This window comes from Polaromonas sp., assembly GCF_039930745.1.
Taxonomy (GTDB): Bacteria; Pseudomonadota; Gammaproteobacteria; order Burkholderiales; family Burkholderiaceae_C; genus Polaromonas.
The window spans coordinates 36,127-61,738 of sequence record NZ_JBDTTH010000018.1 but is presented as its reverse complement, the minus strand read 5'-3'; the positions used below and the strand labels follow the sequence as shown (position 1 = coordinate 61,738).

Genomic DNA, 25,612 nt, shown 5'->3' with positions numbered 1-25,612 from the left:
GCATGGGCACGTGGCCGGGGCCTTCGATCATGGTCTGCACATCGTGCTTCCAGGCGATTTTTGTCAGCTCACCCAATGTGCGCAGTTCGGCAAACTGCGCTTCATCGTTGGCGTCGGCGCCGGAGCCGGGACGCAAGCCGTCGCCCAGCGAAAAGCTGACGTCGTAGGCTTTCATGATCTCGCAGATATCTTCGAAATGCGTGTACAGAAAGTTTTCCTTGTGGTGCGACATGCACCACTTGGCCAGGATGGAACCGCCGCGCGAAACAATGCCGGTGCGGCGCTTGGCCGTCATCGGGATGAAGGGCAGGCGCACGCCAGCGTGGATGGTGAAGTAGTCCACGCCTTGCTCGGCTTGCTCGATCAGCGTGTCTCGGTAAATCTCCCAGGTCAGGTCTTCGGCAACGCCGCCGACTTTTTCGAGTGCCTGGTAAATCGGCACGGTTCCGATGGGCACCGGTGAGTTGCGGATGATCCAGTCGCGCGTGGTGTGGATGTTTTTGCCGGTGGACAAATCCATCACGTTGTCGGCGCCCCAGCGAATCGCCCAGACCAGCTTTTCAACCTCTTCTTCGATGCTGGAGGTTACCGCCGAGTTGCCGATGTTGGCGTTGATTTTTACTAGGAAGTTACGCCCGATGATCATGGGCTCGACTTCGGGGTGGTTGATGTTGGCTGGAATGATGGCCCGGCCACGCGCCACTTCGTCGCGCACAAACTCCGGCGTCACAAACTCGGGCAGTTGCGCGCCCATGGGGTTGCCGCGCAGGCGCTGGGCGCGCTCGGCGTCGCCCAGGTATTCGGCCATCCATTCACGCTTGGTGTTTTCGCGCAGTGCGATGTATTCCATCTCCGGCGTGATGATGCCGCGGCGTGCATAGTGCATCTGGCTCACGTTGGCACCGGCCTTGGCGCGGCGCGGCGTGCGCTGCAGGCCGGCGGCCTGGGCGCGCAGCGCAGCAATACGCTGGGCTTCGGGGTCCGACGGGTCGGTGCGGTCTTCGCGTCGCGTGCCATCGTCCACAGCCTGCGCGGCGCGGCCCGTGTAAATTTCTGTGTCGCCGCGCGCTTCAATCCAGGGGGTGCGCAAAGCCTCTAGCCCGCGGCGCACGTCGATGTTGGCAGTGGGGTCTGTGTAGGGACCGGAAGTGTCGTACAGCGTGGCGGATTCGCCGTTGCTCAGGCTGACTTCGCGCATGGGCACGCGGATGTCGGTATGGACCTGACCGGGCACATAGATCTTGCGTGAAGCCGGAAACGGCTCACGCGTCAGGGAGAGCAGCTGGGCAAATTTGTCTGGAGCATTCATCGGGGCATCCTTTGTTGTGTGGGGTACACAAAATGCTCCGAAGGTGTGGCCAATACCAGCGCTGTGGTGTTGGTTGTTGACTGGAGAGCCGGGGGGCCGGCAGCAGTCAGCTCTTCTTACGTCGGTACGAACCGATTCAAGTTCACGGGTTTGGGTTTTGGCCATCTCAGCTGCCGGGCCACAATGGCCGGCAGCACCCCGGAGCCATTGCATTCTAGTACAGCCAGCTTGGGCAGCTCAACTCCTTTTTCCAGCAGCGCAGATAGTGTGCTAACCGCAGGGCTTTTCGCGAAGCCGCTATGCTTGCCGCCAACATGGGCTGAAACGACCAAAAAAATGAATGAGCCGTTTGATTTTTCTGAGAGCAGTATGACGCTGCTTGCGCGCAGCGATGCAGGCCGGGCGCTGGACGAAGACCTCGGAACTGGCGACCTGACTGCGGGCCTGGTGGATCCGGGGCAGCGCAGCCAGGCCCGCGTGCTGGCGCGCGAAGCCGCGGTGATTTGCGGCCGGCCCTGGGTAGAGGCGACATTGCAGCAGCTGGACCCGCAGGCCGAGCTGGTCTGGCATGTGAGCGATGGCCAACCTTGCATTGCCAACCAGGTCATTCTGGAAATCCAGGGAAATTCGCGTGCACTGCTCAGCGGTGAGCGCACCTTGCTTAATTTCCTGCAATTGCTCAGCGCCGTGGCCACACAGACTGCGGCCTACGTGCGGGCTGTGGACGCAGTGTCGGGCAACCGCGCGCGCATTGTGGACACCCGCAAAACCCTGCCCGGCCTGCGGTTGGCCCAAAAATACGCGGTGCGCTGCGGCGGCGGCAGCAACCACCGCATTGGCCTGTACGACGCGGTGCTGATCAAGGAAAACCATATCGCGGCCGCCGGTGGCGTCACGGCTGCCTTGCAGCGTGCTGCTGAAGTGGCCGCCCGCGCAACTTTTGTCGAGATCGAGGTAGAGACCCTGGCCCAGCTGGAAGAAGCACTCGCTGCCGGTGCCCGGATGATTTTGCTCGACAACATGGACATGGCGCAGCTCCGCGAGGCAGTGCGGATCACGGCGGGCCGGGCGATTCTGGAAGTGTCGGGCGGTGTCGGGCTGGACACGGTGGCCGGCATCGCCGCCACCGGGGTGGACCGCATTTCCATCGGGGCCCTGACCAAAGACATCAAGGCGATTGATTTTTCCATGCGTTTTACGCAGCTGTGAGACCCGCCTTGAATGACATCGCAAGCATTGTTCAGCCCTTGGTGCGCATTGACTACGAGCAGCCCTCCTGCCCGACGCGCCATGCCTGGGCGCGAGTGCCGGTGGAGCCGGCGCCGGACGAGCGCGCTGCACTCAAGGACCGGATCCGCCGCCTGCTGAAGGAGCGCAATGCCGTCATGGTGTCGCACTACTACGTGCACCCGGACCTGCAGGACCTTGCCGAAGAAACCGGTGGGCTGGTGAGCGATTCGCTGGAGATGGCGCGTTTCGGCCGCGACCATCCGGCGACGACGCTGGTGGTGTCGGGCGTGCGCTTCATGGGCGAGACCGCGAAAATCCTCTCACCCGAAAAGCGCGTGCTGATGCCTGATCGCGACGCGACCTGCTCGCTCGATCTCGGTTGCCCGGTGGACGAATTCAGTGCCTTCTGCGATGCCCACCCGGACCGCACGGTGGTGGTCTATGCCAACACCAGTGCCGCCGTGAAAGCACGTGCCGACTGGCTGGTGACTTCGAGCTGCGCACTGGACATCGTCAGGGCATTAAAGGAGCAAGGTCAGAAAATTTTGTGGGCACCCGACAGACACCTGGGTAACTATATTCAGCGTGAAACCGGCGCCAACATGTTGATGTGGAACGGCAGCTGCATCGTGCATGACGAGTTCAAGGCCTTTGAACTTGAGGCGCTGAAGAAGGAACACCCGAAGGCCAAAGTGCTGGTGCATCCGGAATCGCCAGCGGATGTGATCGCACTGGCCGATGCGGTGGGTTCGACCTCGGGCATCCTGAAAGCAGCAAGCGAGATGGATGCGCAGGAATTCATAGTCGCCACCGACAACGGCATGATGCACAAGCTGCGCACACTCAACCCAGGCAAGGTTTTTATCGAGGCACCGACGGCCGGTGACAGTGCCACCTGCAAAAGCTGCGCGCACTGCCCCTGGATGGCGATGAACGGCCTGGCTGGCCTGGCGCAGGTGTTGCAGGCCTTGAGCCCGGAGGTGCATGTTGATCCTGCCTTGGGCGAGCGTGCCCGCCTGCCGATAGACCGGATGCTGGCGTTCACCGCGGCGCAGCGCGATGGCCAGCCGGTGGCCGGGCTGGTGCCGCGCATCGGCGCGGCCTGATGCCGGCTGGTTCGGCACGCATCGATTTTTCCGACCCGCGCCAGCCGGACGGGCCACGTCTGCGCCATGTGTTTGGCCGTCCCCGCCAAACGCTGGCAGCACACGAAATTGCGCAGGTGCGGCCGTTGCTCGATGCCGTGCAAACCGCGGCCAGACAAGGCTTCTGGTGCGTAGGCTACCTGCGCTACGAAGCCGCACCGGCTTTTGACACGGCGCTGGCTGTGCATGCGGCGCAAGGTCCACTGGCCTGGTTTGCGGTTTATGACGAGGCACTGCCCTGGCCGGTTGACAACAATGACGGCGCTGGCCCCGTGCAGGTGCAATGGCAAGCCGCTTGTTCGCGCGCCACGTTTGACACTGCGCTGGACAGCATTCACCGGGCTATTGCCGAAGGTGCGTTGTATCAGGTGAATTTCACAGCGCCTTTGCACGGCGTTTTACGCGGCGACCCGGAGGGCGACGCGGCGCTGGCCTTGTTTGCCGCGTTGCAGCGTGCCCAGCCGGGGGGTTATGCGGCCTTTCTCGACACCGGTGATGAGCAGTTGCTCTCGGTGTCGCCCGAGCTCTTTTTTGACTGGCACGACGGCCGCATACTGACACGGCCCATGAAAGGCACGGCGCCGCGTGGCGCCACGCCTGTTGAAGACGCAGCGCTGGTGCAGGCCCTGCGCACGTCGGCCAAGGAGTGCGCCGAGAACGTGATGATCGTGGATTTGCTGCGCAACGACCTGTCGCGCATCGCGGAGCCGTTCAGCGTGCAGGTACCGCGCCTGTTTCATACCGAGGCCTTGCCCACTGTGTGGCAGATGAGCTCGGACGTGCAGGCAAGCACGCGTGCCGGCTGTTCGCTGGCCGATGTGTTTGCGGCGCTGTTCCCCTGCGGCTCGGTCACCGGGGCGCCCAAGGTTAGTGCGATGCGGATGATCCATGCGCTGGAGCCAAAGTCGCGTGGCGTTTACTGCGGTGCTTTCGGCGTGGTGTATCCGGGCGAAAACGGAATACGCGCCACCTTCAATGTGCCTATCCGCACTGTGACGCTGCGGGGCAGCGCAGCCACTTGCGGCATCGGCAGCGGCATCACTTCCGGTGCGCTGGCCGAGGCAGAATGGCAGGAGTGGCGCCACAAGCGCGCCTTTGTGGAGCGCGCGAGCATGCCGTTTGAATTACTGGAAACCCTGGCGCTGGAGAACGGTAGTTTGCGAGATGCACAGGCGCATCTCACGCGCATGGCGGCGGCGGCGGCTCATTTTGCCTATCCGTGGTCGCAGCAGCAGATGCAGCAGTGCCTACAGCAACTCGTGCAGACCCACTCGGACGGCATCTGGCGCGTACGATTGCTGCTGAACTCCCAGGGGCAGGCGAGGGCCGAGGCGTTTGTCTTGCCGCCATCGCCGCAACGGGTTCGGCTGCAGCTGGCCGGCCGTGCCCTGGACGACGCGCACAGCGAGTTCGTGCGCTTCAAGACCACACGGCGCGCTCATTACGACGCCCTCGCGCCAGCGGAGGAAGGCATTTTCGACACCCTGCTGTGGAACGCGGAAGGTGAAATCACCGAATGCACGCGCGGCAATATTGCGCTGCTGCTCGATGGCCGCTGGCTGACCCCACCGCTGCACTGTGGCCTGCTGGGCGGCATAGGCCGTGCCCAGGCCCTGCAAGCCGGCCGGGTCAGCGAAGGTGTGGTCCGCCTGGAAGATTTGCCGCGGGTGCAGGCGTTGGTTTTTATAAACAGCTTGCGTGGGTGGCTGGATGCGGTACTAGACCCACACCGCGAGTGACAGCGCGGCGGTCAGGCTTGTTGCGGCACCAGTACGGTTGGCACGGCCACGGCGTCCGTCTGCGGGTAATCGCGGCTGAAATGCAGGCCGCGGCTTTCGTGGCGTGACTGGGCCGAACGCACGATCAACTCTGCCACCTGGACCAGGTTGCGCAATTCCAGCAGATCCCGCGTGACGCGGAAGTTGGCGTAAAACTCATCGATTTCCGACTGCAGCAGCGCGATGCGATGGGCGGCGCGCTCCAGCCGTTTGTTGGTGCGTACGATGCCCACGTAATTCCACATCAGGCGCCGCAGCTCGTCCCAGTTGTGGGCAATCACCACCTGCTCATCGGCATCGGTCACCTGGCTTTCGTCCCAGGCGGGCAACGGGATTTTCGAGTAATTTTGGCTTCCAGCCCTTATGTGACGGGCACTTATTGCTTCCGATTTGATAGCGCTTGCGACTTCCTGCGCGAACACCACGCACTCCACCAGCGAGTTGCTGGCCAGCCGGTTGGCGCCGTGCAGGCCCGTGCAGGCGGTTTCGCCCGCGGCGTACAGGTTGGCGATGTCGGTGCGGCCGGCCAGGTCGGTCAGCACGCCGCCGCAGGTGTAGTGGGCGGCCGGCACCACGGGAATCGGCTGGTGCGCAATGTCGATGCCGAGCGCCAGGCAGCGTGCATGGATGGTCGGAAAGTGTTCGCGCACAAAGGCCTCGCCCTTGTGCGAGATGTCCAGGTAGACGCAGTCCACACCGTGCTTTTTCATCTCGAAATCAATCGCGCGGGCCACCACATCACGCGGCGCCAGCTCGGCGCGTTCATCGTGCGCCGGCATGAAGCGCGTGCCACCTGCCGACTCCGGCAGACGCAGGATGCCGCCTTCGCCGCGCACCGCTTCGCTGATCAAAAACGACTTGGCGTCAGGGTGGTACAGGCAAGTGGGGTGGAACTGGATGAACTCCATGTTGCCGATGCGGCAGCCCGCACGCCAGGCAGCGGCGATGCCGTCGCCGGTGGCGGTGTCGGGGTTGCTGGTGTAGAGGTAGACCTTGCCGGCGCCACCGGTGGCCAGCAAGACATCGCTTGCGGCAAAGGTATGCACGGTTCCGCCGCTGCCTGTTTCCGCGTCGCGGCTGTCCAGCGCATAAAGGCCCACGCAGCGCGGCCGGCCGGTGGTGCTGTCGTTCTGGACGATCAGGTCTACCAGCGTGGTCTGTTCAAACACGTCGATGGCAGGGTGCGCCCGCACGGCCGCAATCAGGCTTTCCTGCACCACAGCGCCGGTGGCGTCTGTCGCATGCACGATGCGCCTGTGGCTGTGCCCGCCTTCGCGGGTGAGGTGCAGCGCGGGTGCGGCGCCGGGCTCCTGCGTGAAGGCCACGCCCTGGGCCTGCAGCCAGGCAATCGCTGCCGGCGCGCCTTGCACCACCTGCGCGGTGGCCGCCTCGTCGGACAACCAGGCGCCCGCTACCTGCGTATCGGCGATATGCGCTGCAAAGCTGTCGCCTTGCTCGCCCTGCGCCAGTACGGCCGCAATGCCGCCCTGGGCCCACGCACTGGCGCCGTCGGCCAGCTTGCCTTTGGTCAGCACGGCGACGCGAAGCGGGGTGGCGTGCGCAGCGCTGCCTTCGACCAGCTTGAGCGCGGTGCTGAGCCCGGCCAGTCCGCTTCCGACGATGACCACGTCAAAGGCGTTTTGCATGGAGGCCTCGGTCTTGCCGGCTTGCTTGTGGCCTGAGGCGGGAAGGGCGTTCATGGGGCGGTATGACCTTGTTGGATCAGGCATGGCACAAGCCGTTGGCCTTGTTATTCCATTTCTAAGTCATCCGTGCACTTTGTCGGCTTCGCTAGCCGTACGTCTGTACTGTCGTCGCTTCGCCTTCGCGTTCACGAATGATTTAGGAAAGGAATTAGTCAGCAAACCGCAAATTATCAGTCAGGCGCTGGGTGCCCGGCTTTTGTCACGACCTATTGGACGGCGCGTTGACCCCGCGAGGCAGCGGCGGGTGCCGGCGCAGGCGTGGCAGGAGCCAGCGCTTGCGCCGCTTCATCAACGTCATAGGATCCAAAAATCTCGCGTGCGGTCCGGGTCTCGGGGAGGATATACACGATGCCGTTGGTACCGGTGAAAGCCGGGCTGACCACCTTGTCAAAAAAACTGACGGGGACGTTGATACAACCGTAGGAAATGCGGTTGTCTGCAGCGGTGGCGCTGCTCAGGCGCTGGGCGCGCTGTTCACGCGGCGTTCCTTTCACAACCTTGTGCAGGGAAATGGAGGTTGCGTAGTCAATCCAGAGAATTTCCACGCCGTGAAGGTTCCGGTCCAGCGAGGCGACAAAGCGGCCTGCCGGCGTGGTGCGTTCGTGCGCCAGGATGTTGGAAAGCTTGCGCTCGCCGATGCCGGGTGTGGAGTCGTCGCCAGGCGCCAGCCCCAGCAATGCCGGCGCTACGCCTTTGAGTTGTCCGTCCTTGTCAAGGACCAGAACCTGCGCGTTGACCTTGTCGACAATCATGAACGGCATGCCCTGGTTGTCTGCGGAATGAAGAATCCACGCAGCCAGACCGGAGACTTCACTGGACACCTGTTGCTGGCCGAAGCTGGCGCGTTTGTGCGCGACGGATGCGGGGGGCGAGGCTTCGCCTGCTGCCGATGCGAGCTGCAGGGCCGACACGGTCAACAGCACGGCCAGGCACGCTCCTCTTGCAGTCATTTTTCTGGCGGCTTCTACCAGGGATGTGCAAGGGCTTGCAAGAAACAGGGTTGACATGTGGCGTGCCTGAACCTTGAACCTGGTGGCTAGTTTCGTTCCGGTTTAGGGGCGTAACGTCGCGCGACATAGGGTTTGGGCGGGATGGAAGGAATGGCCGTGGGCGCCGCCACCTTTTCCTCCTCCGCAAGCGCAAGAAACACATCCTCGTTGCCGGCGTAGGGCGCGGGCATCAGGTCCGACGGAAACTGGGTGAAGCCCGCCATGGCGAGGACGGTCGCGCCCGAGAAAGCCAGTGACGAGTAGGGCAGCGCAGAGTAGGGCAGCGCGGCGGTGACGGTGCCGGTGGTCTTGCTCACGATGGGGCCGCAGCATGAAGTTGCCAACGCGTACCGGCCGGCATTGGGTCCTGCCAGCGTGTAACCGGTGAAGGTGACTGTTTTGCCTGTGCCTGGGTCTGCAGAGCTGAAAACGGCGGTGCTGCCGGGATTGGCAACAAGGCTTACTCCTGCGGGGTTGCCTTTCAACGACGCCAGAACTGCCGAGGTGGTGCCGTCGAAGGTTTTGGTGACCTCGGGGAATACCAGCATGCGCTGGGTCAGCGCGGCCCCTGCGGTCAGGGTGAATCTGGACGAATAGTCCGTCGGTGTCGTGTAGGCAGCCGGGTTATAGGTGACGGTAACCGGTGCGTTGGTGATGGCCCAGGGAGGGGTGAGCGCAGCGAATATGACGGTACCACCGGCCACGCCGGGGCCAGTGCCGTCGGTATCTGCGCTGAGGGTCAGGCCGCGCGGCAAGCCCAGGCTACGGGTCGGATCGAGGTTGCCGTCAGTGAGCGTAAGTGCAGCACTAAGGTTCAGGTTGTTGGCGGCGCACATCATGATGTTGCCACGGTTGGCCGTCATGGCGGCGTTCTTATTGACGTCGCGCCCGGCAGACAGCAGGATGCTTCCGTCCGTGGTGGTGATCGCGTCGTTCACATTGATATCCCGTCCGCAACACACCACCAGATTCCCGCGAGTCGCGGTGATGGGCGCATTGATATTGACGTCGCGATCGGCATTAAGGGTCAATGTAGTGTTGGGCTGCCCAACAGGGGGGGTCCAAGTGACCGCGTCGTTGACAAAAATATCCCCATCGCCGGGTCCGGGTGCCGTGATGATGGTGACGTTGCTGTTGCCAAGGTCCAGGCCCAGCTGGACGCTGGAGATATTGCCGCCGGGGCCAATGATGAAGTTCTGCGGATCGATGCGCCACTGGCCGGTCTGGCCGAAGGGCGCGGCGGTGGTGCGCACCCCGTTCTGAATGCTTACTTTGGCCGCCGAGGTTTCGATGAAACCGCCGTTGCCGCCTGCGGGCGCGCTGGCGTCCAGAGTGCCGCCCACGTTCATGGTGCCGGAATCCATGTCGCCCAACAGCAAGATGGTGCCGTTTCGGCTTCCAATCGTCTGCGCCTGGATGACACCGCTGTTGTTCACCGCGGTGTGCAGCAGGCTGCCCGCTGCCTGGGTGGTCATGAGCACCTTGCCGCCGTCGGCACGGATCATGCCGCCGTTGTCCACCAGCGCGTTGACCGCGCCTTGCGTCACCGAGACATGCAGCAGGCCGTCGCCAGCCAAGTCCAGGGTGGCCGCCTGGCCGCCGGCCAGGGCCACGCTTCCCAGATGCGCAGTGATCACGCCTTGGTTGATGACTGTCTTGCCCATCAGGGCCACATACCCGCTATCCGCCGCATTGATGGTGCCCTGGTTGACCACCGATCCGTTTCCGGCGTTGCTGAAACTGTAGTCGCCCGTCATGAATTTCGCGTCGCTCAGGCTCATGGTGGTGGCAACCAGGCCGCCGACGTTGACCTGCGATCCGCTGCCGAACAGAACACCGTTGGGATTGAGCAGAAAGACCTTGCCGTTGGCCGACAGGTTGCCGAGGATGCTGGAAGCGTCAGCTCCCAGTACGCGGTTCAGGGCAACCGAGGTGCTGCCGGGTTGAACAAACTGTACGGTCTGTCCGGCCGCAATGCCGAAGCTTTGCCAGTTGATCACCGCATTGGTGGTGGACTGGTTGATGGTCATGGTGGAGCCCGCGCTCGAAATGTTGGCCGAGCCGGCTGCAACCACGCCATCGGCAGGCAAAGCAAGGGCGGCGCTGCCGAAGCCGAGCATGAGGCAGGCCGACAGCAGGGTGACCGCAAAAGAAGGGCGCGCCCTGCCCGCGGCAGCGCGTGACGATTTTCGTTTGCCTTGCCCGCCGGTGCTTTCGGCAACCGCGACAAAGGCGCCGGAACTGGCGTTCCAGATGGTTCTATAGATGTGGTTCATGGGACGTCTTTCAAAAAGCTTGCTGGTGCGGGTACGAGGGGTCGGGCTGCTGCGCTTAAAAATACTTGATGGCCTGAATCCAGAACCGGCCTGACTTGTCGGGGGCTGAATTCGCCGGTTCGTTACCGAGCTTGCGTGCGTAGTAGGTCCTGATTGCAAAATTGCCAGGCTCGCCCCAGGTCAATCCCAGGCCGTAGGCGCCCAGGTTGCGGTGGTTGTTGCCCGCCGCCCATGGGCTTTTGTTGATGGTCACGCTGCCACTATCGATGAAACCGATCAGATGAATCTGGCCGGGCAGGCGCTCCGGCTTGGGTAGCAGCAGGCGGGCTTCAATGTTGACGAGGTAGCCCTGGTCGCCAAAAGCTTCACCCTGCGGGTAGGCCCTGACGCCATCCATGCCGCCCAGGACCATCTTCTCGGAAGCGTCCAGGTTTTTGGAGGCCAGTTGTCCGTTGATGCCGGCGAACAGGGAAAGGGTATCGGTGACGCGCTGCAGCCGGCTCAGGCTGAAGGCCAGCTTGCCGTAAGAGCCGTTGGTGCGAGCGCTGGCCGCATCTGCCGCCAGTGCTGATGGCGTTTCAATGTCCAGGTTGCCGGCAGACAGGCCCAGCGAAAAAGCGCTCACCCCGCCGCCGCCCAGGCTGTCCTGGTGGTTGCCATAAAGGCTCCCGGTAAGAACGTTCGCCTTTTTGTCGACGACTGAGGGGATCACATCGATGCGGTCCTGAAAAGTCCGGTGGTCGTAACTGAGCCCTGCATTAAGGTTGGTGCCGCGGGAGCGGATCAGGGGATAGCTGCCGTAGATGCTGGCCACTTCTGCGGTGCCGTTGGCCTGCAGGGGGGCAAACTCCTTGCCCAGCTCATAGGCCAGGCGGCTGTAGGCCACGCCCGCCGTGGCCTTGCCAAACTGCATCTGGTAGGAAGCGCGGCCGTAGTTGAGACCGGAGCCGGAAGTCACCGCCCGCAGGCTCGCAACGTCGCCCTGCCCCAGCAGGTTGTTGATATTGACCGTGCCGCCCAGTCGGTATTCGCCGGTGTAGCGGTTCCCGGCGTTGTCCACGTCCACGCTGCCACTGATTCGCTGGCCCGGCGTGATGTCAACAATCAGGTCGGAACTGCCCGGTGTTTCCCCGGGTACCAGTGTTGACTTGACCTTGACCCCCGGAATGTCCGAAAGCAGGAGCAACCTGTTTTCAAGGGTGTCGTTGGTGATGGGGTCGCCGCTGTTGACGCCGCCCAGGATATTTAGGACCAGGGCATCAGACAAGTCGGTCTGGTTGTTCAGCACGATCTTTCCGTACTGCCCTTCACTGACTGCGATGGTGACGGCGTTGTCCTTGATGCTTTGCGCAGGCAGGTAGGCCCGGGCCACAAAATAGCCGTTTTTCCGGTAGTGGTCCGTGATGCGGGCGGCCATGGCCTGCAGCTCGCCCAGGGTGAGCTCGGAAGGGGAAACAAAACCCGTGAGGCCAAGAAGCTCGGCTTCGGAAAACACGCGGGAACCGGTCACTTGCAGGCTTTTAACCAGGATTTTTTCGGTGCTGGGTGCCGATTTGCCCGGTGCAGCAGGGCCTTCCTGGATCCGGATCTCTGGCGCTGCCTTTTGTGGCACGGGAACGGGTGGTAGCTGCTGGATCTGGCTACCGGCACCCGGAAGCTGCTGGGCCAGAAGACCTTGACTCAGGGCCAGCATGGCCAGGGGAAGCAAGGTATTTTTCAGGGCGCGGGGTGCGGGTGCGCATCCTTGCTTCGTCTTCATGGTGGGTTCCTAGGTAGTGAACCCATCCTCTATGTAAGCTTTGTAAAAAAAGGTAGGACGCAGCGCTGTCTGTCCGCAGAGGTAACTGCTGAAAATAATAAAACTGAAATTATTGCTAGCGAGTTGCGCCGCCGGGTGTGTTACAGCTTTTCTGGGCTCTAGGGAGGGCCCAAGCCCGCCCGCGCGGGATCAGGCTGGCGTGTAAGCCAGGCGCACGTAGATCGGCGCGTAGGCCTCGGCCTGGGTCACGTCGATCAGGCCTTCCTTGGAGAGTTCGAGCAGCGCGATGAAGGTCACCACCAGCACGGGCATGCCGCGGGTCGGATCAAACAGGTTTTCGAACTCGACAAATTTTTGGCCTTGCAGCTTGCGGATCACGATGCTCATGTGTTCGCGCACCGACAGCTCCTCCCGGGAAATCACATGGTGCTGGACCAGCTTGGCGCGTTTGACGATGTCGCGCCAGGCTTCCTGCAGGTCGACCACGCTGACATCCGGGAAGCGCGGCTGCAGCGCCTGCTCCACATACACCTGGGCACGCAGGAAGTCGCGGCCAAACTGCGGAATTTCATTGAGCTTGTGCGCGGCCAGCTTGATCTGCTCGTACTCCAGCAGCCGGCGTACCAGTTCGGCGCGCGGGTCTTCCGGCTCCTGGCCCTCGGCCACCTTTTTCGGCGGCAGCAGCATGCGCGACTTGATCTCGATCAGCATGGCTGCCATCAAAAGGTATTCGGCAGCCAGCTCCAGGTTGGTGCTGCGGATTTCATCGACATACACCAGGTATTGGCGCGTGACCGCCGCCATCGGGATGTCGAGAATATTGAAGTTCTGCTTGCGGATCAGGTAGAGCAGCAAGTCCAGCGGGCCCTCGAAGGCCTCCAGAAAGACCTGCAGGGCGTCCGGCGGAATGTACAGGTCCTGCGGCATCGCAAACAGCGGCTCGCCATACAGCCGGGCGAGCGCCACCTGGTCGATCACCCCGGGCATGCCATCCAGCGCCAGGGCCTCGGAAGGCTGGCTCGGCGCGGAAGGCGAAGGAGGCAGTTCGGTGATCGTGGACATGGGGCGGGAGTCAGGGTCTTGTGCTGCTATGAAAAATATAGCCATCAGTGCACACCCCGTAAGGGCTGGAGGCCTTTTTAACCCTCAATTCAGGGTTTGCTGTTCGGGTGACCGCTGGTGCCGTACACATAGGGCTGCTGCGGCACGCGGGCATCCTGGTAGTCGGCCTGCTCGGAGCGGTTCAGCTTCTTGTCCCACCAGATCGCGCGTCCTGCGCGCTGTTCGGCCTCCAGCGAGGGCTTTTTCGCCTTGAGTTCGTCAATGAACTGGGTTGCTTCCGAGCTGTAGTGGGGCCGGGCGAAGATGGACATGGAATTAAACTGCCTGAAACGTTGAATTGACTGATTTTACCGGGGACCACCATGCGCCTGCCTTTTTTCGCTTTCCGGGCGAGCCGCACAGCGGCGGGCCGGGCGCGCACAAGGACTCTTGCTCTCATGGGATTGCTGTCGGTATTGCTGGGGATGGCGGGTTGCGACCCGCAGCGCATCGCCGAACTCGAGGAAGGTGTGGCCACCGAGGCCGATGTGCGCGCCCGTTTTGGCGAGCCCGAGAAAATCTGGAGCGCTGCCGATCTGGCGGGCAACCCTTTTCCCGGCGCCGCCGCCCAGCCCGGCGCGCGTACGCTGGAATACAACCGCCAGCCCGAGGGCCAGGTCAACTACATGATCACCATAGGTGCCGACGGCAAGATGAGTGCGCTGCGCCAGGTCTTGAGCCCGCAGAACTTTGCCCTGGTGCTACCCGGCATGCCGATGGAGCAGGTGCGCAAGATGCTGGGCAAGCCGATGAAAGTCACGCCCTATGCGCTGCAGCAGGAGACGCACTACGACTGGCGTTACCTGTCGCCCCCGGTCACGCCGAGAATTTTTACCGTGGTGTTTGACCGGGAGCTGCGCGTCGTGCGCACCGCTTCGGTCGATGCCGAGGTGACCGGACCCAGCGGTCCCAACCGCTGAAATTACGTGAAAAAAAGGCTGCAGCCCTTATGGAACAAGCGCAGGCAGCTATCATTTTCATAGTTCTTCAACTTTCGCCAGAAAGCCCGCGCGTTCCATCACCGCACGGGGCTGGGCGTTCAGGCCCGAGATCACCAGCCGGCCGCCGCGCAGAGTAATAGCCTTGTGCAGCTGTCCCAGCACGTCCAGCCCGGAGGCATCGAGTGACTGCAGCGACTGGGCATCAAGCCGGACCAGCAGGCCCTGCGGCGCGCTTTCAACCACCGACAGCACTGGGTCGATCTTGGCGACCGCGCCGAAAAACAGCGAACCGTAGAGCTGGAAATGGATGGTATCGGCGGTGCGCCCCGTTTCCACCACCTGGAACAAACTGCTCATGCGCCGCACAAAAAGCACGCAGGCCAGGAGCAGGCCCACCTGCAGCGCGACTGTCAGGTCGAACACCACCGTCAGGAAGAAGGTACCCAGCATCAGCAGCCGGTAATGGTTGCTGTACTGGCGCAGGTGCGCCAGCTCGCGCCACTCGCCCATGTTCCAGGCCACGTGCAGCAAAATGCCGGCCAGCACGGCCAGCGGCACATGCATGGCCAGCGGTGCGGCGATCAGCACGATCAGCATCAGCATCAGCGCATGCACAAGGCCCGCGACCGGCGAGGTGGCGCCTGAACGCACATTGGTGACGGTGCGGGCAATCGTGCCGGTGGCCGGCATGCCGCCGAAAAAGGGCACGACAAAATTGGCCACGCCCTGGGCCATCAGTTCCTGGTTGGGGTCATGTTTGGGCAAGCCCGAAATCTGGTCGGCCACGCGCGCGCACAGCAGCGATTCCACCGCGCCCAGAACGGCAATGGTCAGCGTGGGCGGCAGCAGCAGGCGCACCGTGTCCCATGAAAAAGCCGGTAGCGCGAACGCCGGCAGGGCCTGCGGGATGCCGCCAAAACGTGTGCCTATGGTTTCCACCGGAAGGCTCAGGACATAAGTGAAAGCCGTCAGTGTGGTCAGCGCCACGATGGGCCCCGGCACGCGGGACACCGCACGCGTGGCGCGCTGCAACTGCACGCCTTCGACCGCCTGGACCAGGCTGAGCAGCCGCGCGGTGAAGCTGTTGGCCGTCATGGAACGGCTGGCGAACAGCTTGGGCCAGAGGATCAGGCCCAGAAAACAGACCACGCCCAGGCCCAGCGTGTAGGGGTTGAAGGAGTCAATGTGAAGGGAGATGGCCTTGATCTGCGAGAAAAAATCTGCCGGCATTTTGGCTATTTGCAAACCCAGTAGGTCCTTGAGCTGTGACAGCGCGATCAGCACCGCAATGCCGTTGGTGAAACCGACCACGATGCTGACGGGTACATAACGCACCAGCGTGCCCATTTTCAGAAACCCGAGCAAAAAAAGCAGCACCCCGGCACAGGCGGTGGAAATCAGCAGGTTGGCCAGGCCGTATTGCTCAACGATGCCGTAAACAATCACAATGAATGCGCCTGCCGGCCCGCCGATCTGTACCGCCGAACCGCCCAACAGCGCAATCAACCCGCCCGCAATGATGGCGGTCCAGATGCCGGCCTGCGGAGACAGGCCGGAGGCAATCGCAAAGGCCATGGCCAGAGGCAGGGCGACGATGCCGACGGTCAGGCCGGCACCCAGGTCTTTGGTGAAGCGTTCGCGCGTGTAGCCGCGCAGCGCTGAGACAATGCGTGGGCGAAAAGGCGCGAGGTAGGTGGGCAAATTCATCAGAGAAGAGAGTTCAAAGTGGCCCGCTGCCCGCTTGCATCCTCTAACTGAGGGATGGTCAGACCGGGAGCCCCTTGTTAAAGTGCGGCCTGCTTTTCCTGTTTCAAAATCCGCCGTTGGCTATCTTAAGCCGGTGCAGCACAGACCATGCCACTTTTTTCCCGCCCTTCGTTCCTGAGCTACCAGCTTGCCTTCCGCCTGGGGCAATGGGTGCGCCTGCGCAAACTGCTGGCCTTCGTCCTGGCGGTTTGCTGCTTCGGCGCTGGCCTGTCTGTTCTGGCGCAGGATGCACAGGAAGGACGGGCTCCTGCTGCGTCGTGGCTGGGGCGGCAGGGCGAGGCGCGGGTGGTCGTCGATGCATCAGGCAGCCAGACGCTGGAGCAGGTCCGGCAACGTTTTGCGCTGGGCGAGGCCACACCGGCCAGTGCGGACCGCATCATGCCGGCCGGCGATGGTGCGGCCCTGTGGTACGAACTAGCCCTGCCCGCTGTGCGAGTGGCCACACCTCTGGTGCTGGCGTTGCCGCATCCCGGCATGAATCTCGTGGAGCTGTACCGGCCTGCCGCCGACGGCAGCTGGCACGTCGAGCGTTCGGGTGACTCGATCGCGGTATCGCAATGGCCCTTGCGCTACCTGCATCCGGCGTTTGAACTGGTGCAGCAGCCGGAAGAAGCGCGTCCGACTTACCTGCGGGTGCAACACAGCCACCCTATCAGCGTGCGCTGGAGTGTATGGAGGGCACGCGATTTCCAGGAGTCCAGCAAACGTTGGCATTTCCTGTTGGGCGCGTATGCCGGGTTGGTGGCACTGGTCATCGTGATCTGCACAGTCAACGCCTATTCATGGCGTGATTCCATCCATTTTTATTACGCGGCTTATGTGTTGGTGATTGCCGTCGGCCAGTTCACGTTGACCGGCCTGGCCGGTGAATACTTCTGGCCCGACAACCCGTGGTGGAACGATGCGGCGTCCAATGTGCTGCCGGTGACGGGGGCGGCCCTGGGCCATCTCTTCCTGCGGGAGCTGGTGCGGGGGCGCGGTGTCCGCTGGCTCACCCACCTGATGCTGGCCCTGGCCGCCGCGGGGGCTGTGCTGGCGCTGTGCTTCCTGTTTGTTGGGCGGAACCCGTTTTTTGCGCTTAGCGGCCCTTACTACCTGGCTAGTTTTGTGGTTTACCTGGGTGTCGCCACCTGGTACGCCTGGCGCATTCCCCGCGTCGGTTTGTGGGTGCTGGCCGGCATGCTGGCGGTGCTTGCCGGTTCGGTGTTTCCCATCCTGCGCAACATGCAGCTGGTGCCCCTGTCCTTCATGACGCAGTATGGTGCGCAACTGGGCGTCGCCATTGAAATTCCGCTGTTGCTGGTTGCCCTGTACCTGCGCAGCCGCGAGCGGCGCAGCAACCAGGCCCGCGTCGGTGCCATGTCGCGGGTGGACCCGCTGACCGGTGCGGCCAACCACCGGGTGATGCTCGAGCGTCTGCACCAGCTACAGCAGCACCAGCTGCGCGATCCGGCGCTGGGGGTGGTGTTGCGGGTGCGTATCGGCAATATCCAGCAGATCCGTGACGAGTACGGCCTGCAGGTCGCGCAGATGGCGCTGGTCCACGCCGGTGCCTGCATCAACCAGGTGGCCCGCGAGGGCGACACCGTGGCGCGGCACCGCGACGGCGACTTTGTGCTGATTCTGGAGGGCCGGGTCACGCGCGACCAGATCTCGGAAATAGGCCAGCGCCTGATTGCGCGCGGGCTGTCACCCAGCGAGCTGCTGCCGCCGGGTGCCGTGTTACAGCTCAAGGTGGGCATTGCCGCTGCACCCTTCCGTGCGCCGGCCGTGGCGACACTCCTGCAGGCGCTGGATGCTGTGGTCACCGAGCTGGCCGCCCGGCCCGGCAAGGCCCTGCGTTTTCTCGTCTGAGCGCGTCTTATCTGACGCGCATACCCGGCTGGGCGCCGGGCCAGGGCTCCAGCACAAAGATGCCGGGTACGGCTTTTTCGTCGGCATGGCTGGCGGCCAGCACCATGCCTTCGCTGATGCCGAACTTCATCTTGCGCGGCGCCAGGTTGGCCACCATCACCGTGTGTTTGCCGACCAGGTCTTCGGGTTTATAGGCCGAGGCAATGCCGCTGAACACATTGCGCATTTTCCCTTCGCCCACGTCCAGTGTCAGGCGCAGCAGCTTGGTCGAGCCTTCGACGGCTTCGCAGTTGACGATGAGCGCAATGCGCAAATCGACCTTGCTGAAGTCGTCAATGGTGATGGTGGGGGCGAACTCCTCACCGCCAGGCGTGCTTGCTTCTGCTATCAAATCAGTAGCTGCTTGCGCAGGTAATTCCTGGGCTGGGGGCTCAAACAATGCATCAAGTTGCTTGATGTCGACACGCTGCATGAGGTGTTTGTAGTCGCCGATCACGTGGCCTGTCCGGAGTGATTTGAACTGATCCGTCCATTGAAGGGGCTCTATTCGCAGAAACGCTTCTACATCTGTTGCGAGAGCGGGCAATACGGGTTTCAGGTAAATGGTGAGCAGGCGAAATGCTTCGACGCAGGTTGAGCAGACCTCGTGCAACTTTTCGCGTTGATCAGGGTGTTTCGCCAAGTCCCACGGCTTGTTTGCATCCACATAAGCATTAATTTGATCAGCCAAGAACATGATTTCTTTGGAGGCTTTTGCAAATTCTCTAGCGTCATACAAATCGCCAATGCTCGAAGCTTCGCTAATGAGCGTTTCTAGCAAATGCTTGGAATCGCCTTTGATGAGACCCATTTTTCCGTCGAATCGTTTTGCAATGAATCCCGCCGCACGGCTGGCAATATTGACATACTTGCCAATCAAATCGCTGTTGGCCCGCGCCATGAAGTCATCGGCATTGAAGTCAATGTCCTCGTTCTTCGCATTGAGCTTGGCCGCCAGGTAATAACGCAGCCACTCCGGGTTCATGCCCAGGCTCAGATACTTGAGCGGGTCCAGACCGGTACCGCGGCTCTTGCTCATCTTCTCGCCATTGTTCACCGTCAGAAAGCCGTGCACAAACACATTGTCCGGCGTCTTGCGGCCGCTGAAATGCAACATGGCTGGCCAGAACAGGGTGTGGAAGGTGACGATGTCTTTGCCGATGAAGTGGTACTGCTCCAGACCCGGGCTGGCCATGTAGGCGTCGTAGCTTTCGCCGCGCTTTTCCAGCAGGTTCTTCAAAGAGGCAAGGTAGCCGACCGGTGCGTCCAGCCACACATAAAAATACTTGCCTGGCGCGTCCGGGATCTCGATACCAAAGTAGGGTGCGTCGCGAGAGATGTCCCAATCGCCGAGGCCTTCGCTTTGGCTACCGTCGGGATTCGTGCGCACACTGAACCATTCTTTGACCTTGTTGGCCACCTCCGGCTGCAACTTGCCGTCCTGCGTCCACATTTCAAGAAAGTCCACACAGCGCGGATCGGACAACTTGAAGAAAAAGTGTTCCGAATTCTTGAGCACCGGTGTGGCACCGGACAAAGCCGAATACGGGTTGATCAGATCCGTGGGCGCATACACCGCGCCGCAGTTTTCGCAGTTGTCGCCGTACTGGTCTTTGGTGCCGCATTTGGGGCAGGTGCCCTTGATGTAACGGTCGGGCAGGAACATGTTTTTTTCGGCATCGAAAAACTGTTCAATGGTCTTGGTCTCGATCAGCGAGCCCTGCGGGTTGTCACGCAGGTCGCGGTAGATCTGCCGTGCCAGCTCGTGGTTCTCCGGCGCGTCGGTCGAATGCCAATTGTCAAAGCTGATGTGAAAACCGTCCAGGTAGGGTTTGCGCCCGGCCGCGATGTCGGCCACAAACTGCTGCGGTGTTTTGCCGGCTTTCTCGGCCGCGATCATGATGGGCGCGCCATGGGCATCGTCGGCGCCGACAAAGTTCACCGCGTGGCCCTGCATGCGCTGAAAGCGCACCCAGATGTCGGCCTGGATGTACTCCATGATGTGGCCGATGTGGAAGTTGCCATTGGCGTAGGGCAGGGCGGTGGTGACGAAAAGGCGGCGCTGGGACATAAAGAGGGCTTTGGAAGGCTTTTGTTGGCTTTGGAGGCTAACCGACGATTTTAAGTCGGCGGGCAGTGAGGGGCGGGCGGGAAGCCCTTATGGCCTTGTGCGCTGCGCTGCGGCGTTAGACTTGTCGGCAATGAAGGCGCCACCGGCTACCTTGTCTGAATCAATTGGAGATCTTCCCCCATGGCTGTAGAACAACAGGCAATCCTGAGCGCCCTGCAAGGCGTGCTCGACCCCAACACCGGCAAGGATTTTGTCAGTACCAAGGCCCTGAAAAATCTGCAGGTCGCTGGCGACGACGTGTCTTTTGACGTCGAACTGGGTTACCCCGCCAAAAGCCAGCTCGCCGCCATCCGCAAGCTGCTGATCAACGCTACCAAAGGCGTGGCCGGTGTGGGCAATGTGTCGGTGAATGTCACTTTCAAAATTGCCAGCCACAGCGTGCAGCGCGGCGTGCAGCTGATGCCCAATGTCAAAAACATCGTGGCGGTGGCTTCCGGCAAGGGCGGCGTCGGCAAAAGCACCACCGCCGTCAACCTTGCTTTGGCGCTGGCCGCTGAAGGCGCGCAGGTGGGCCTGCTTGACGCCGACATCTACGGCCCGAGCCAGCCCATGATGATGGGCATTGAGGGCCGGCCCGAAAGCGTGGACGGTAAAAACATGGAGCCGATGGAAAACTACGGTATCCAGGTCATGTCGATTGGTTTCCTGGTCGCGCAGGACGAGGCCATGATCTGGCGCGGCCCCATGGCCACCCAGGCGCTGGAGCAGTTGCTGCGCCAGACCAACTGGAAAGACCTGGACTACCTGATCGTCGACATGCCGCCCGGCACCGGCGACATCCAGCTCACCCTGTCGCAGCGCGTGCCCATGACGGGCGCGGTGATCGTCACCACGCCGCAGGACATCGCCTTGCTGGACGCCAAAAAAGGCATCAAGATGTTCGAGAAGGTGGGCGTGCCGATTTTGGGCATCGTGGAAAACATGGCGGTGCACGTGTGCAGCCAGTGCGGCCATACCGAACACATTTTTGGCGAAGACGGGGGCAAGAAAATGGCGGCCGACTACGGCATGAGTTACCTCGGTGCGCTGCCGCTGGACATGCAGATCCGGCTGCAGGCCGACAACGGCCGGCCCACCGTGGTGGCTGACCCGGACGGCGACGTCGCCGGCATCTACAAGGCAGTGGCGCGCCAGGTGGCCATCACGATTGCCGCCAAGGCAAAAGACTTTTCCGCCAAATTCCCGACCATCACGATCTCGAAAAACACCTGAGCCGGCCCCCGTCGATGGCACACCCTGGCTTTCTGCTGCAGTCACCTGAGACGGACCCGGCCGTTCGCCGGCCCTGTGTCGCGGTGGCTGTTGTCATGCGCCGCGAGCGCATAGACAACCGCTGGCAGCCGTGGCGCTGGTCGCTCGCCGACATCGTGCCGCATGAAGACGGCTTTGGCACGCAGCCGCGCCTTCTGCTCAAGGATGAGCAGGAAGAGCGCTGGCTGCACCCGGGCTTCAAGGTCGAGCTGTTCACCGACGACGCCGAAGGCTATTACCTCAACGTCACCACCCCCCAGCCCTGTTTCTGGGTGGTCTGGCGCATGGAGGAAGAGGCAGCGTTGGCCGATGAGCCAATCGCCGTGCCGCAGACCGTGACGCTGAGTTACCACGATGCCGGGCGCTGGCTGGACGCGCAGGAAACCGTGGAGCAGGTGGCCGCGCCGCGTGACGTGGTGGAGTGGGTGCAGGCTTTTGTGGACGCCCACTACGTGCTGGAGGCCAAGCGCCGGCAGCGCCCGCAAAGCTTCAAGCCCCTGCAGGACCGGTTTGGCAATCCCGCGCGGGTGAGCACCGACAAGAAGTCGGGCGGAGGCAGCCATGGCTGACGAAGAAGCCCGCGGATTCCTGGGCCGGTGGGCGCGTCGCAAGACGGATGCGCTGCAAGGCAAACCGCTTGCCGAACCTGTTGCCCCGGCAACTCCGCCGGCAGCGGCGGAGGGCACTGCGGCCCGGCCTTCCAGCCCGGCGCCGGCGGAGCCTGCACCGGCGCCGGCCGATGCCGCAGCGCAGCCCGAAAAAAAACTCCTGACGCTGGAAGACGTGAAGCTGCTGAACAAGGACTCCGACTTCAAGCCTTTCATGGCAGGTGATGTCGGGCCCGAAGTGCGCAACGCCGCGATGAAGAAGCTGTTTGCCGATCCGCACTTCAATGTGATGGACGGGCTGGACATCTATATTGACGACTACTCCAAGCCCGACCCCATTCCCGAGTCCATGCTCCGGCAGATGGTAGGCGCCAGGTTTCTTAATCTTTTTGATGATGAAGACAAGGACAAGCAGGCAGCGCCGGTTTCTTCGCCGCGGGAAAGTGCGAATAACCCCACGGACGAAACCATGGCACAGTCCTATGAAAATCCGGCCATAAGCGATCCGCTTCGTGCTCCCGACCCCTCCAGCCAACCCGAGTTGCCGATCAGCTCCGGTGCCAGCCACGAAAACCATGCCCACACTGATTTGCGACTGCAACCAGACGATGCCCCTCCAGCCCCAGACGCTGGGCGCGGTACTTGATGAAAAACTGAACCTGCATTCGGCGCTTTGCCGGCGCGAAGCGGGCGCCTTCCAGAAAGCGGTTCAGTCCGGCGATGACGTGGTGGTCGCCTGCACCCAGGAAACGCGGCTTTTCGCGGAACTGGCGCAGCAGACCGAAGGCGCCACTTCCGTCATCAAATTTGTAAATATCCGGGAAACCGGAGGCTGGAGCCGGGACGCCGGCCAGGCCAGTCCGAAAATTGCAGCCCTGCTGGCGGTGGCCCATTTGCCGGATGCCGAACCCGTGGCCACCGTGACCTACAAAAGCGCGGGCCGCCTGCTCATCATCGGCGAACTCGGCGCGGCCGAACGCGCGGCCGAACTGGTGTCGGACGTGCTGGATGTCACCCTGTTCAGCCTGGGCGCCGGCCATGACGGCGGCGTGCAGGAGCGGCGCTACCCGGTGCTGGCCGGTCAGCTCCAGCGCCTGACCGGTTGGCTCGGGGCTTTCGAGCTGCATTGGGAGCGCAACAACGCGATTGACCTTGACCTGTGCACGCGCTGCAATGCCTGCCTCGCCGCCTGTCCGGAAGGAGCGATCGGCTTCGACTACCAGATCGACAACGCCCTGTGCAAATCGCACCGGTCCTGTGTCAAGGCTTGCGGCGTGGCCGGAGCCATTGATTTCAGCCGCGCACCCGAAACCTTGAGCGAGAAGTTTGATCTGGTTCTGGACTTGCGCGCCACGCCGGCCTTTACGCAGCACGCCTTGCCGCAGGGCTACTTTCTCTGGGACAGCCAGGACAGCCGCACTCTGATCACCCTGCGGTCTCTCGTCGGCGAGTTCGAAAAACCAAAATTCTTCAACTACAAGCAAAAACTCTGCGCCCACAGCCGCAATGAAAAAATCGGCTGCTCCGCCTGCATCGATGTCTGCTCGGCCTCGGCCATCAGCAGCCAGCGTGATCGGCAGCAGATTGTTGTCAACCCGAATCTCTGTGTGGGCTGCGGCGCCTGCACCACGGTCTGCCCCAGCGGCGCGCTGACCTATGCCTATCCGCGTCCGGCGGAGCAGGGCGCGAAGATCAAGACCCTGCTGAGCACCTACACGCGAGCCGGTGGCAAACAGGCAGCCCTGTTGCTGCACAGCCAGGAAGCGGGGACGCGCCTGTTGGGTGAGCTGGGCCGCCTGGCGCGGCTCGACCCGGCCACGCACGGCGTGCCGGCGCGGGTTTTGCCGCTGGCCCTGTGGCACACCGTGTCGGTGGGGCTGGAGTTGTGGCTGTCGGCGATTGCGTATGGGGCTTCCCAGGTCTGGGTGCTCATGACGGACGAAGATGCGCCGCAGTACCGCGATGCCGTGCGCGAGCAGATGGACGTGGCGCAAGCCATCCTCAGTGGCCTGGGTTACCAGGGTGGGCACTTCCGGATTCTCCAGGCGAAAGACGCGCGTGACCTCGCCGCGCTGGATGCCCAGTTGCAGGCGCCTGCGGCCCAGGGCGTGACGCAGGCGGCCGGCTTTGCTGCGCAGGCCGACAAGCGCGCTACCCTGGAGCTGGCACTCGACAGCCTGATGACACAAGCCCCCGCGAAGCCCGAGGCCATTGCCCTGCCGGTGGCCGGCTCGCCGCTGGGCACACTGGCCATCAACAAGGACGCTTGCACGCTGTGCCTGAGCTGCGTCAGTGCCTGCCCCGCCAGCGCGCTGCAGGACAACCCGGAACGGCCCCAGCTCAAGTTCATTGAAAAAAACTGCGTGCAGTGCGGCCTGTGCGCCACCACCTGCCCGGAGGACGCCATCACCCTGCAGCCGCGCCTGCTGCTCACGCCGCAGCGCCGGGAAGCCCGGGTGCTCAATGAAAGCCAGCCCTACCAGTGCATACGCTGCAGCAAGCCGTTCGGTACCCTGAAGGCCATCGAGTCCATGCTCGGCAAGCTGGCCGGCCATGCGATGTTCCAGGGCGCGGCAGCCGAGCGCCTGAAAATGTGCAGCGACTGCCGCGTGATCGATATCTACTCGGCCGATAACGAAATCAAGATCACCGATATTCACTGACTTTCATGAATCAGCCTGCCCCCCTCGTAACGTCCGCGCTGGACGAAGAAACCGCCCGTGCCGAGGTGTATGGCCTGCTGGCCGCACTGTTCTACGCGCCTCCGTCCGCCAGCCTGGTCGGCAACCTGCGTGTGGCCGTGACAGAAGCACCGGCAGCCGGCGCGCTGCTGGAGGCCTCATGGGGCGAACTTGTCGGCGCGGCGCGCAGGCTGTCTGACGAGGAAATTGCAGGGGAATACGAAACGCTTTTCGGCGGCATCGGCAAGCCCGAGGTTTATCTCTTCGGCTCCCATTACCTCAGCGGGTTTCTCAACGAAAAACCGCTGGCCGCTTTGCGCACGGACCTGGACGTGCTGGGCCTGGGACGCGACGAAGCCATGTCCGAGACCGAGGACCACATCGCCTACCTGTTCGAGGTCATGCGTTACCTGATTGCAGGTGACGATGTGGAGGTGGCCAACCTGACGCGCCAGCGCGAGTTTTTTGCGCGCCATCTCCAGCCCTGGGCGAGCATTCTGTGCGACGCCGTCAGTGCTCACCCGAAGGCTGATTTTTACCGCTGTGTGGCCGGATTCACCCACACTTTCCTTGCTGTCGAAACCCAGGGCTTTGACATGCTCGCCTGAGCGCAGACTATTGTTTCTCAAATTGCGACACTTCTTTTGGCATCGTTGGATTGATGCGGCCAGGTAAAAACTAAGATGCCCTATCGTTTTCCCCTAGGCCTTGTATTTGATGTCGCGCGGTCATTGTCGGGTGCGCGGGTCTGACGTAAAGTAGGCCAGTCAGTAAGTATGCAAATTACTTCATAACTCATAGCAAGCATCCTTGGAGGTCACCATGCAGGATAGCCAGCCAAAACCCTCACGCCGGGGTTTCTTTTTCGGCGCTGCCGCAACCGGCGCTGCCGTGGCAGTCGCCTTGCCGGGAGTGCAAGCCCCCGAGGTAGCCGTCCAGGCGCCCAAGCCGGCGCCTGAAAAAGGCGGCGGCTACAGCCTCTCGGATCACGTCAAGCGCTACTACCAGACCACGCGCATCTGATCTGATTTCTCTTCCCGTTTCCTT

At 62.5% G+C, this 25,612-nt stretch carries 20 protein-coding genes and 1 riboswitch; of the genes, 11 read left to right on the top strand and 9 right to left on the bottom strand.

Going from position 1 to position 25,612, the window contains the following annotated elements; translation table 11 throughout:
• The coding region (gene thiC / locus ABI660_RS08610) for a phosphomethylpyrimidine synthase ThiC (protein WP_348066898.1) at positions 1-1,309 on the bottom strand (1,309 nt) is incomplete at its 3' end.
• A gap of 96 nt (positions 1,310-1,405) precedes the next feature.
• Positions 1,406-1,520, bottom strand: a riboswitch (TPP riboswitch).
• 125 nt (positions 1,521-1,645) lie between these two features.
• On the opposite strand from thiC, the gene nadC reads away from it, so the two are divergent.
• The 3 genes from nadC to pabB are packed head-to-tail and all read left to right on the top strand — an operon-like array spanning position 1,646 to position 5,423.
• Positions 1,646-2,518: a carboxylating nicotinate-nucleotide diphosphorylase gene (gene nadC / locus ABI660_RS08605; protein ID WP_348066896.1), complete on the top strand. Its 873-nt coding sequence runs from the start codon at positions 1,646-1,648 to the stop codon at positions 2,516-2,518.
• Positions 2,519-2,535: 17 nt separating this feature from the next.
• Positions 2,536-3,645: a quinolinate synthase NadA gene (gene nadA / locus ABI660_RS08600; RefSeq protein WP_348066908.1), complete on the top strand. Its 1,110-nt coding sequence runs from the start codon at positions 2,536-2,538 to the stop codon at positions 3,643-3,645.
• The gene (gene pabB, locus ABI660_RS08595) at positions 3,645-5,423 is read left to right on the top strand and encodes an aminodeoxychorismate synthase component I (protein WP_348066894.1); all 1,779 of its coding nucleotides are present in this window, start codon (positions 3,645-3,647) and stop codon (positions 5,421-5,423) included. The genes nadA and pabB overlap by 1 nt, the downstream gene beginning before the upstream one ends.
• A gap of 11 nt (positions 5,424-5,434) precedes the next feature.
• Here the strand turns inward: pabB and nadB are convergent, their stop codons facing one another.
• The 6 genes from nadB to ABI660_RS08565 form a co-directional block, all read right to left on the bottom strand.
• Positions 5,435-7,108 carry an L-aspartate oxidase gene (nadB, locus tag ABI660_RS08590; protein ID WP_348066906.1) on the bottom strand — a complete coding sequence of 558 codons (1,674 nt, stop codon included), beginning with the start codon at positions 7,106-7,108 and terminating at the stop codon, positions 5,435-5,437.
• 266 nt (positions 7,109-7,374) lie between these two features.
• Positions 7,375-8,118, bottom strand: coding sequence for a hypothetical protein (locus ABI660_RS08585; RefSeq protein ID WP_348066892.1), 744 nt, complete (start codon positions 8,116-8,118; stop codon positions 7,375-7,377).
• 86 nt (positions 8,119-8,204) lie between these two features.
• Positions 8,205-10,433 (bottom strand): filamentous hemagglutinin N-terminal domain-containing protein, encoded by a 2,229-nt coding sequence (locus tag ABI660_RS08580; RefSeq protein ID WP_348066890.1) that lies wholly within the window; start codon positions 10,431-10,433, stop codon positions 8,205-8,207.
• 55 nt (positions 10,434-10,488) lie between these two features.
• A complete protein-coding gene (locus tag ABI660_RS08575; protein WP_348066888.1) occupies positions 10,489-12,192 on the bottom strand; it encodes a ShlB/FhaC/HecB family hemolysin secretion/activation protein in 1,704 nt (567 codons plus the stop codon).
• Positions 12,193-12,381: 189 nt separating this feature from the next.
• Complete coding sequence (locus ABI660_RS08570) at positions 12,382-13,179, bottom strand: ScpA family protein (protein WP_348066904.1); 798 nt, start codon at positions 13,177-13,179, stop codon at positions 12,382-12,384.
• A 164-nt stretch (positions 13,180-13,343) separates the two neighbouring features.
• Positions 13,344-13,565 (bottom strand): DUF3460 family protein, encoded by a 222-nt coding sequence (locus ABI660_RS08565; protein WP_348066886.1) that lies wholly within the window; start codon positions 13,563-13,565, stop codon positions 13,344-13,346.
• Positions 13,566-13,691: 126 nt separating this feature from the next.
• On the opposite strand from ABI660_RS08565, the gene ABI660_RS08560 reads away from it, so the two are divergent.
• Positions 13,692-14,213: an outer membrane protein assembly factor BamE gene (locus ABI660_RS08560; RefSeq protein ID WP_348066884.1), complete on the top strand. Its 522-nt coding sequence runs from the start codon at positions 13,692-13,694 to the stop codon at positions 14,211-14,213.
• A gap of 57 nt (positions 14,214-14,270) precedes the next feature.
• Here the strand turns inward: ABI660_RS08560 and ABI660_RS08555 are convergent, their stop codons facing one another.
• Positions 14,271-15,941, bottom strand: coding sequence for a SulP family inorganic anion transporter (locus tag ABI660_RS08555; protein WP_348066882.1), 1,671 nt, complete (start codon positions 15,939-15,941; stop codon positions 14,271-14,273).
• Between the two features lie 147 nt (positions 15,942-16,088).
• Here ABI660_RS08555 and ABI660_RS08550 point away from each other — a divergent pair, with 147 nt between their 5' ends.
• The gene (locus ABI660_RS08550; protein WP_348066880.1) at positions 16,089-17,855 is read left to right on the top strand and encodes a 7TM diverse intracellular signaling domain-containing protein; all 1,767 of its coding nucleotides are present in this window, start codon (positions 16,089-16,091) and stop codon (positions 17,853-17,855) included.
• 7 nt (positions 17,856-17,862) lie between these two features.
• Here ABI660_RS08550 and metG read toward each other — a convergent pair whose 3' ends face one another.
• The gene (gene metG / locus ABI660_RS08545) at positions 17,863-19,965 is read right to left on the bottom strand and encodes a methionine--tRNA ligase (protein WP_348066878.1); all 2,103 of its coding nucleotides are present in this window, start codon (positions 19,963-19,965) and stop codon (positions 17,863-17,865) included.
• 180 nt (positions 19,966-20,145) lie between these two features.
• On the opposite strand from metG, the gene apbC reads away from it, so the two are divergent.
• The 6 genes from apbC to ABI660_RS08515 all read left to right on the top strand — a co-directional run bounded on the left by apbC (position 20,146) and on the right by ABI660_RS08515 (position 25,588).
• Entirely contained in the window at positions 20,146-21,237 is a 1,092-nt protein-coding gene (gene apbC, locus ABI660_RS08540) for an iron-sulfur cluster carrier protein ApbC (RefSeq protein WP_348066876.1), read from the top strand.
• Between the two features lie 14 nt (positions 21,238-21,251).
• Complete coding sequence (locus ABI660_RS08535) at positions 21,252-21,845, top strand: DUF3305 domain-containing protein (protein ID WP_348066874.1); 594 nt, start codon at positions 21,252-21,254, stop codon at positions 21,843-21,845.
• Entirely contained in the window at positions 21,838-22,530 is a 693-nt protein-coding gene (locus ABI660_RS08530) for a DUF3306 domain-containing protein (RefSeq protein ID WP_348066872.1), read from the top strand. Before ABI660_RS08535 ends, ABI660_RS08530 begins: the two co-directional genes overlap by 8 nt.
• On the top strand, positions 22,460-24,547 hold the full coding sequence (locus tag ABI660_RS08525) for a 4Fe-4S binding protein (protein ID WP_348066870.1): 2,088 nt from the start codon (positions 22,460-22,462) through the stop codon (positions 24,545-24,547). Before ABI660_RS08530 ends, ABI660_RS08525 begins: the two co-directional genes overlap by 71 nt.
• A gap of 5 nt (positions 24,548-24,552) precedes the next feature.
• Entirely contained in the window at positions 24,553-25,173 is a 621-nt protein-coding gene (locus ABI660_RS08520) for a molecular chaperone TorD family protein (RefSeq protein ID WP_348066868.1), read from the top strand.
• A gap of 214 nt (positions 25,174-25,387) precedes the next feature.
• Positions 25,388-25,588, top strand: a complete 201-nt coding sequence (locus tag ABI660_RS08515; RefSeq protein ID WP_348066866.1) for a twin-arginine translocation signal domain-containing protein — start codon at positions 25,388-25,390, stop codon at positions 25,586-25,588.
• Positions 25,589-25,612 lie beyond the last annotated feature (24 nt).

Excerpts from the sequence above, each read along its gene's own strand:
- metG (WP_348066878.1), bottom strand. The coding sequence starts at position 19,965 with ATGTCCCAGCGCCGCCTTTTCGTCACCACCGCCCTGCCCTACGCCAAT.
- ABI660_RS08555 (WP_348066882.1), bottom strand. The coding sequence starts at position 15,941 with ATGAATTTGCCCACCTACCTCGCGCCTTTTCGCCCACGCATTGTCTCA.
- ABI660_RS08515 (WP_348066866.1), top strand. The coding sequence starts at position 25,388 with ATGCAGGATAGCCAGCCAAAACCCTCACGCCGGGGTTTCTTTTTCGGC.
- ABI660_RS08550 (WP_348066880.1), top strand. The coding sequence starts at position 16,089 with ATGCCACTTTTTTCCCGCCCTTCGTTCCTGAGCTACCAGCTTGCCTTC.
- nadC (WP_348066896.1), top strand. The coding sequence starts at position 1,646 with ATGAATGAGCCGTTTGATTTTTCTGAGAGCAGTATGACGCTGCTTGCG.
- ABI660_RS08535 (WP_348066874.1), top strand. The coding sequence starts at position 21,252 with ATGGCACACCCTGGCTTTCTGCTGCAGTCACCTGAGACGGACCCGGCC.
- ABI660_RS08530 (WP_348066872.1), top strand. The coding sequence starts at position 21,838 with ATGGCTGACGAAGAAGCCCGCGGATTCCTGGGCCGGTGGGCGCGTCGC.
- ABI660_RS08560 (WP_348066884.1), top strand. The coding sequence starts at position 13,692 with ATGGGATTGCTGTCGGTATTGCTGGGGATGGCGGGTTGCGACCCGCAG.
- ABI660_RS08520 (WP_348066868.1), top strand. The coding sequence starts at position 24,553 with ATGAATCAGCCTGCCCCCCTCGTAACGTCCGCGCTGGACGAAGAAACC.
- ABI660_RS08585 (WP_348066892.1), bottom strand. The coding sequence starts at position 8,118 with ATGACTGCAAGAGGAGCGTGCCTGGCCGTGCTGTTGACCGTGTCGGCC.
- pabB (WP_348066894.1), top strand. The coding sequence starts at position 3,645 with ATGCCGGCTGGTTCGGCACGCATCGATTTTTCCGACCCGCGCCAGCCG.
- ABI660_RS08580 (WP_348066890.1), bottom strand. The coding sequence starts at position 10,433 with ATGAACCACATCTATAGAACCATCTGGAACGCCAGTTCCGGCGCCTTT.
- apbC (WP_348066876.1), top strand. The coding sequence starts at position 20,146 with ATGGCTGTAGAACAACAGGCAATCCTGAGCGCCCTGCAAGGCGTGCTC.
- ABI660_RS08565 (WP_348066886.1), bottom strand. The coding sequence starts at position 13,565 with ATGTCCATCTTCGCCCGGCCCCACTACAGCTCGGAAGCAACCCAGTTC.
- ABI660_RS08575 (WP_348066888.1), bottom strand. The coding sequence starts at position 12,192 with ATGAAGACGAAGCAAGGATGCGCACCCGCACCCCGCGCCCTGAAAAAT.
- ABI660_RS08570 (WP_348066904.1), bottom strand. The coding sequence starts at position 13,179 with ATGCCCGGGGTGATCGACCAGGTGGCGCTCGCCCGGCTGTATGGCGAG.
- nadB (WP_348066906.1), bottom strand. The coding sequence starts at position 7,108 with ATGCAAAACGCCTTTGACGTGGTCATCGTCGGAAGCGGACTGGCCGGG.
- ABI660_RS08525 (WP_348066870.1), top strand. The coding sequence starts at position 22,460 with ATGCCCACACTGATTTGCGACTGCAACCAGACGATGCCCCTCCAGCCC.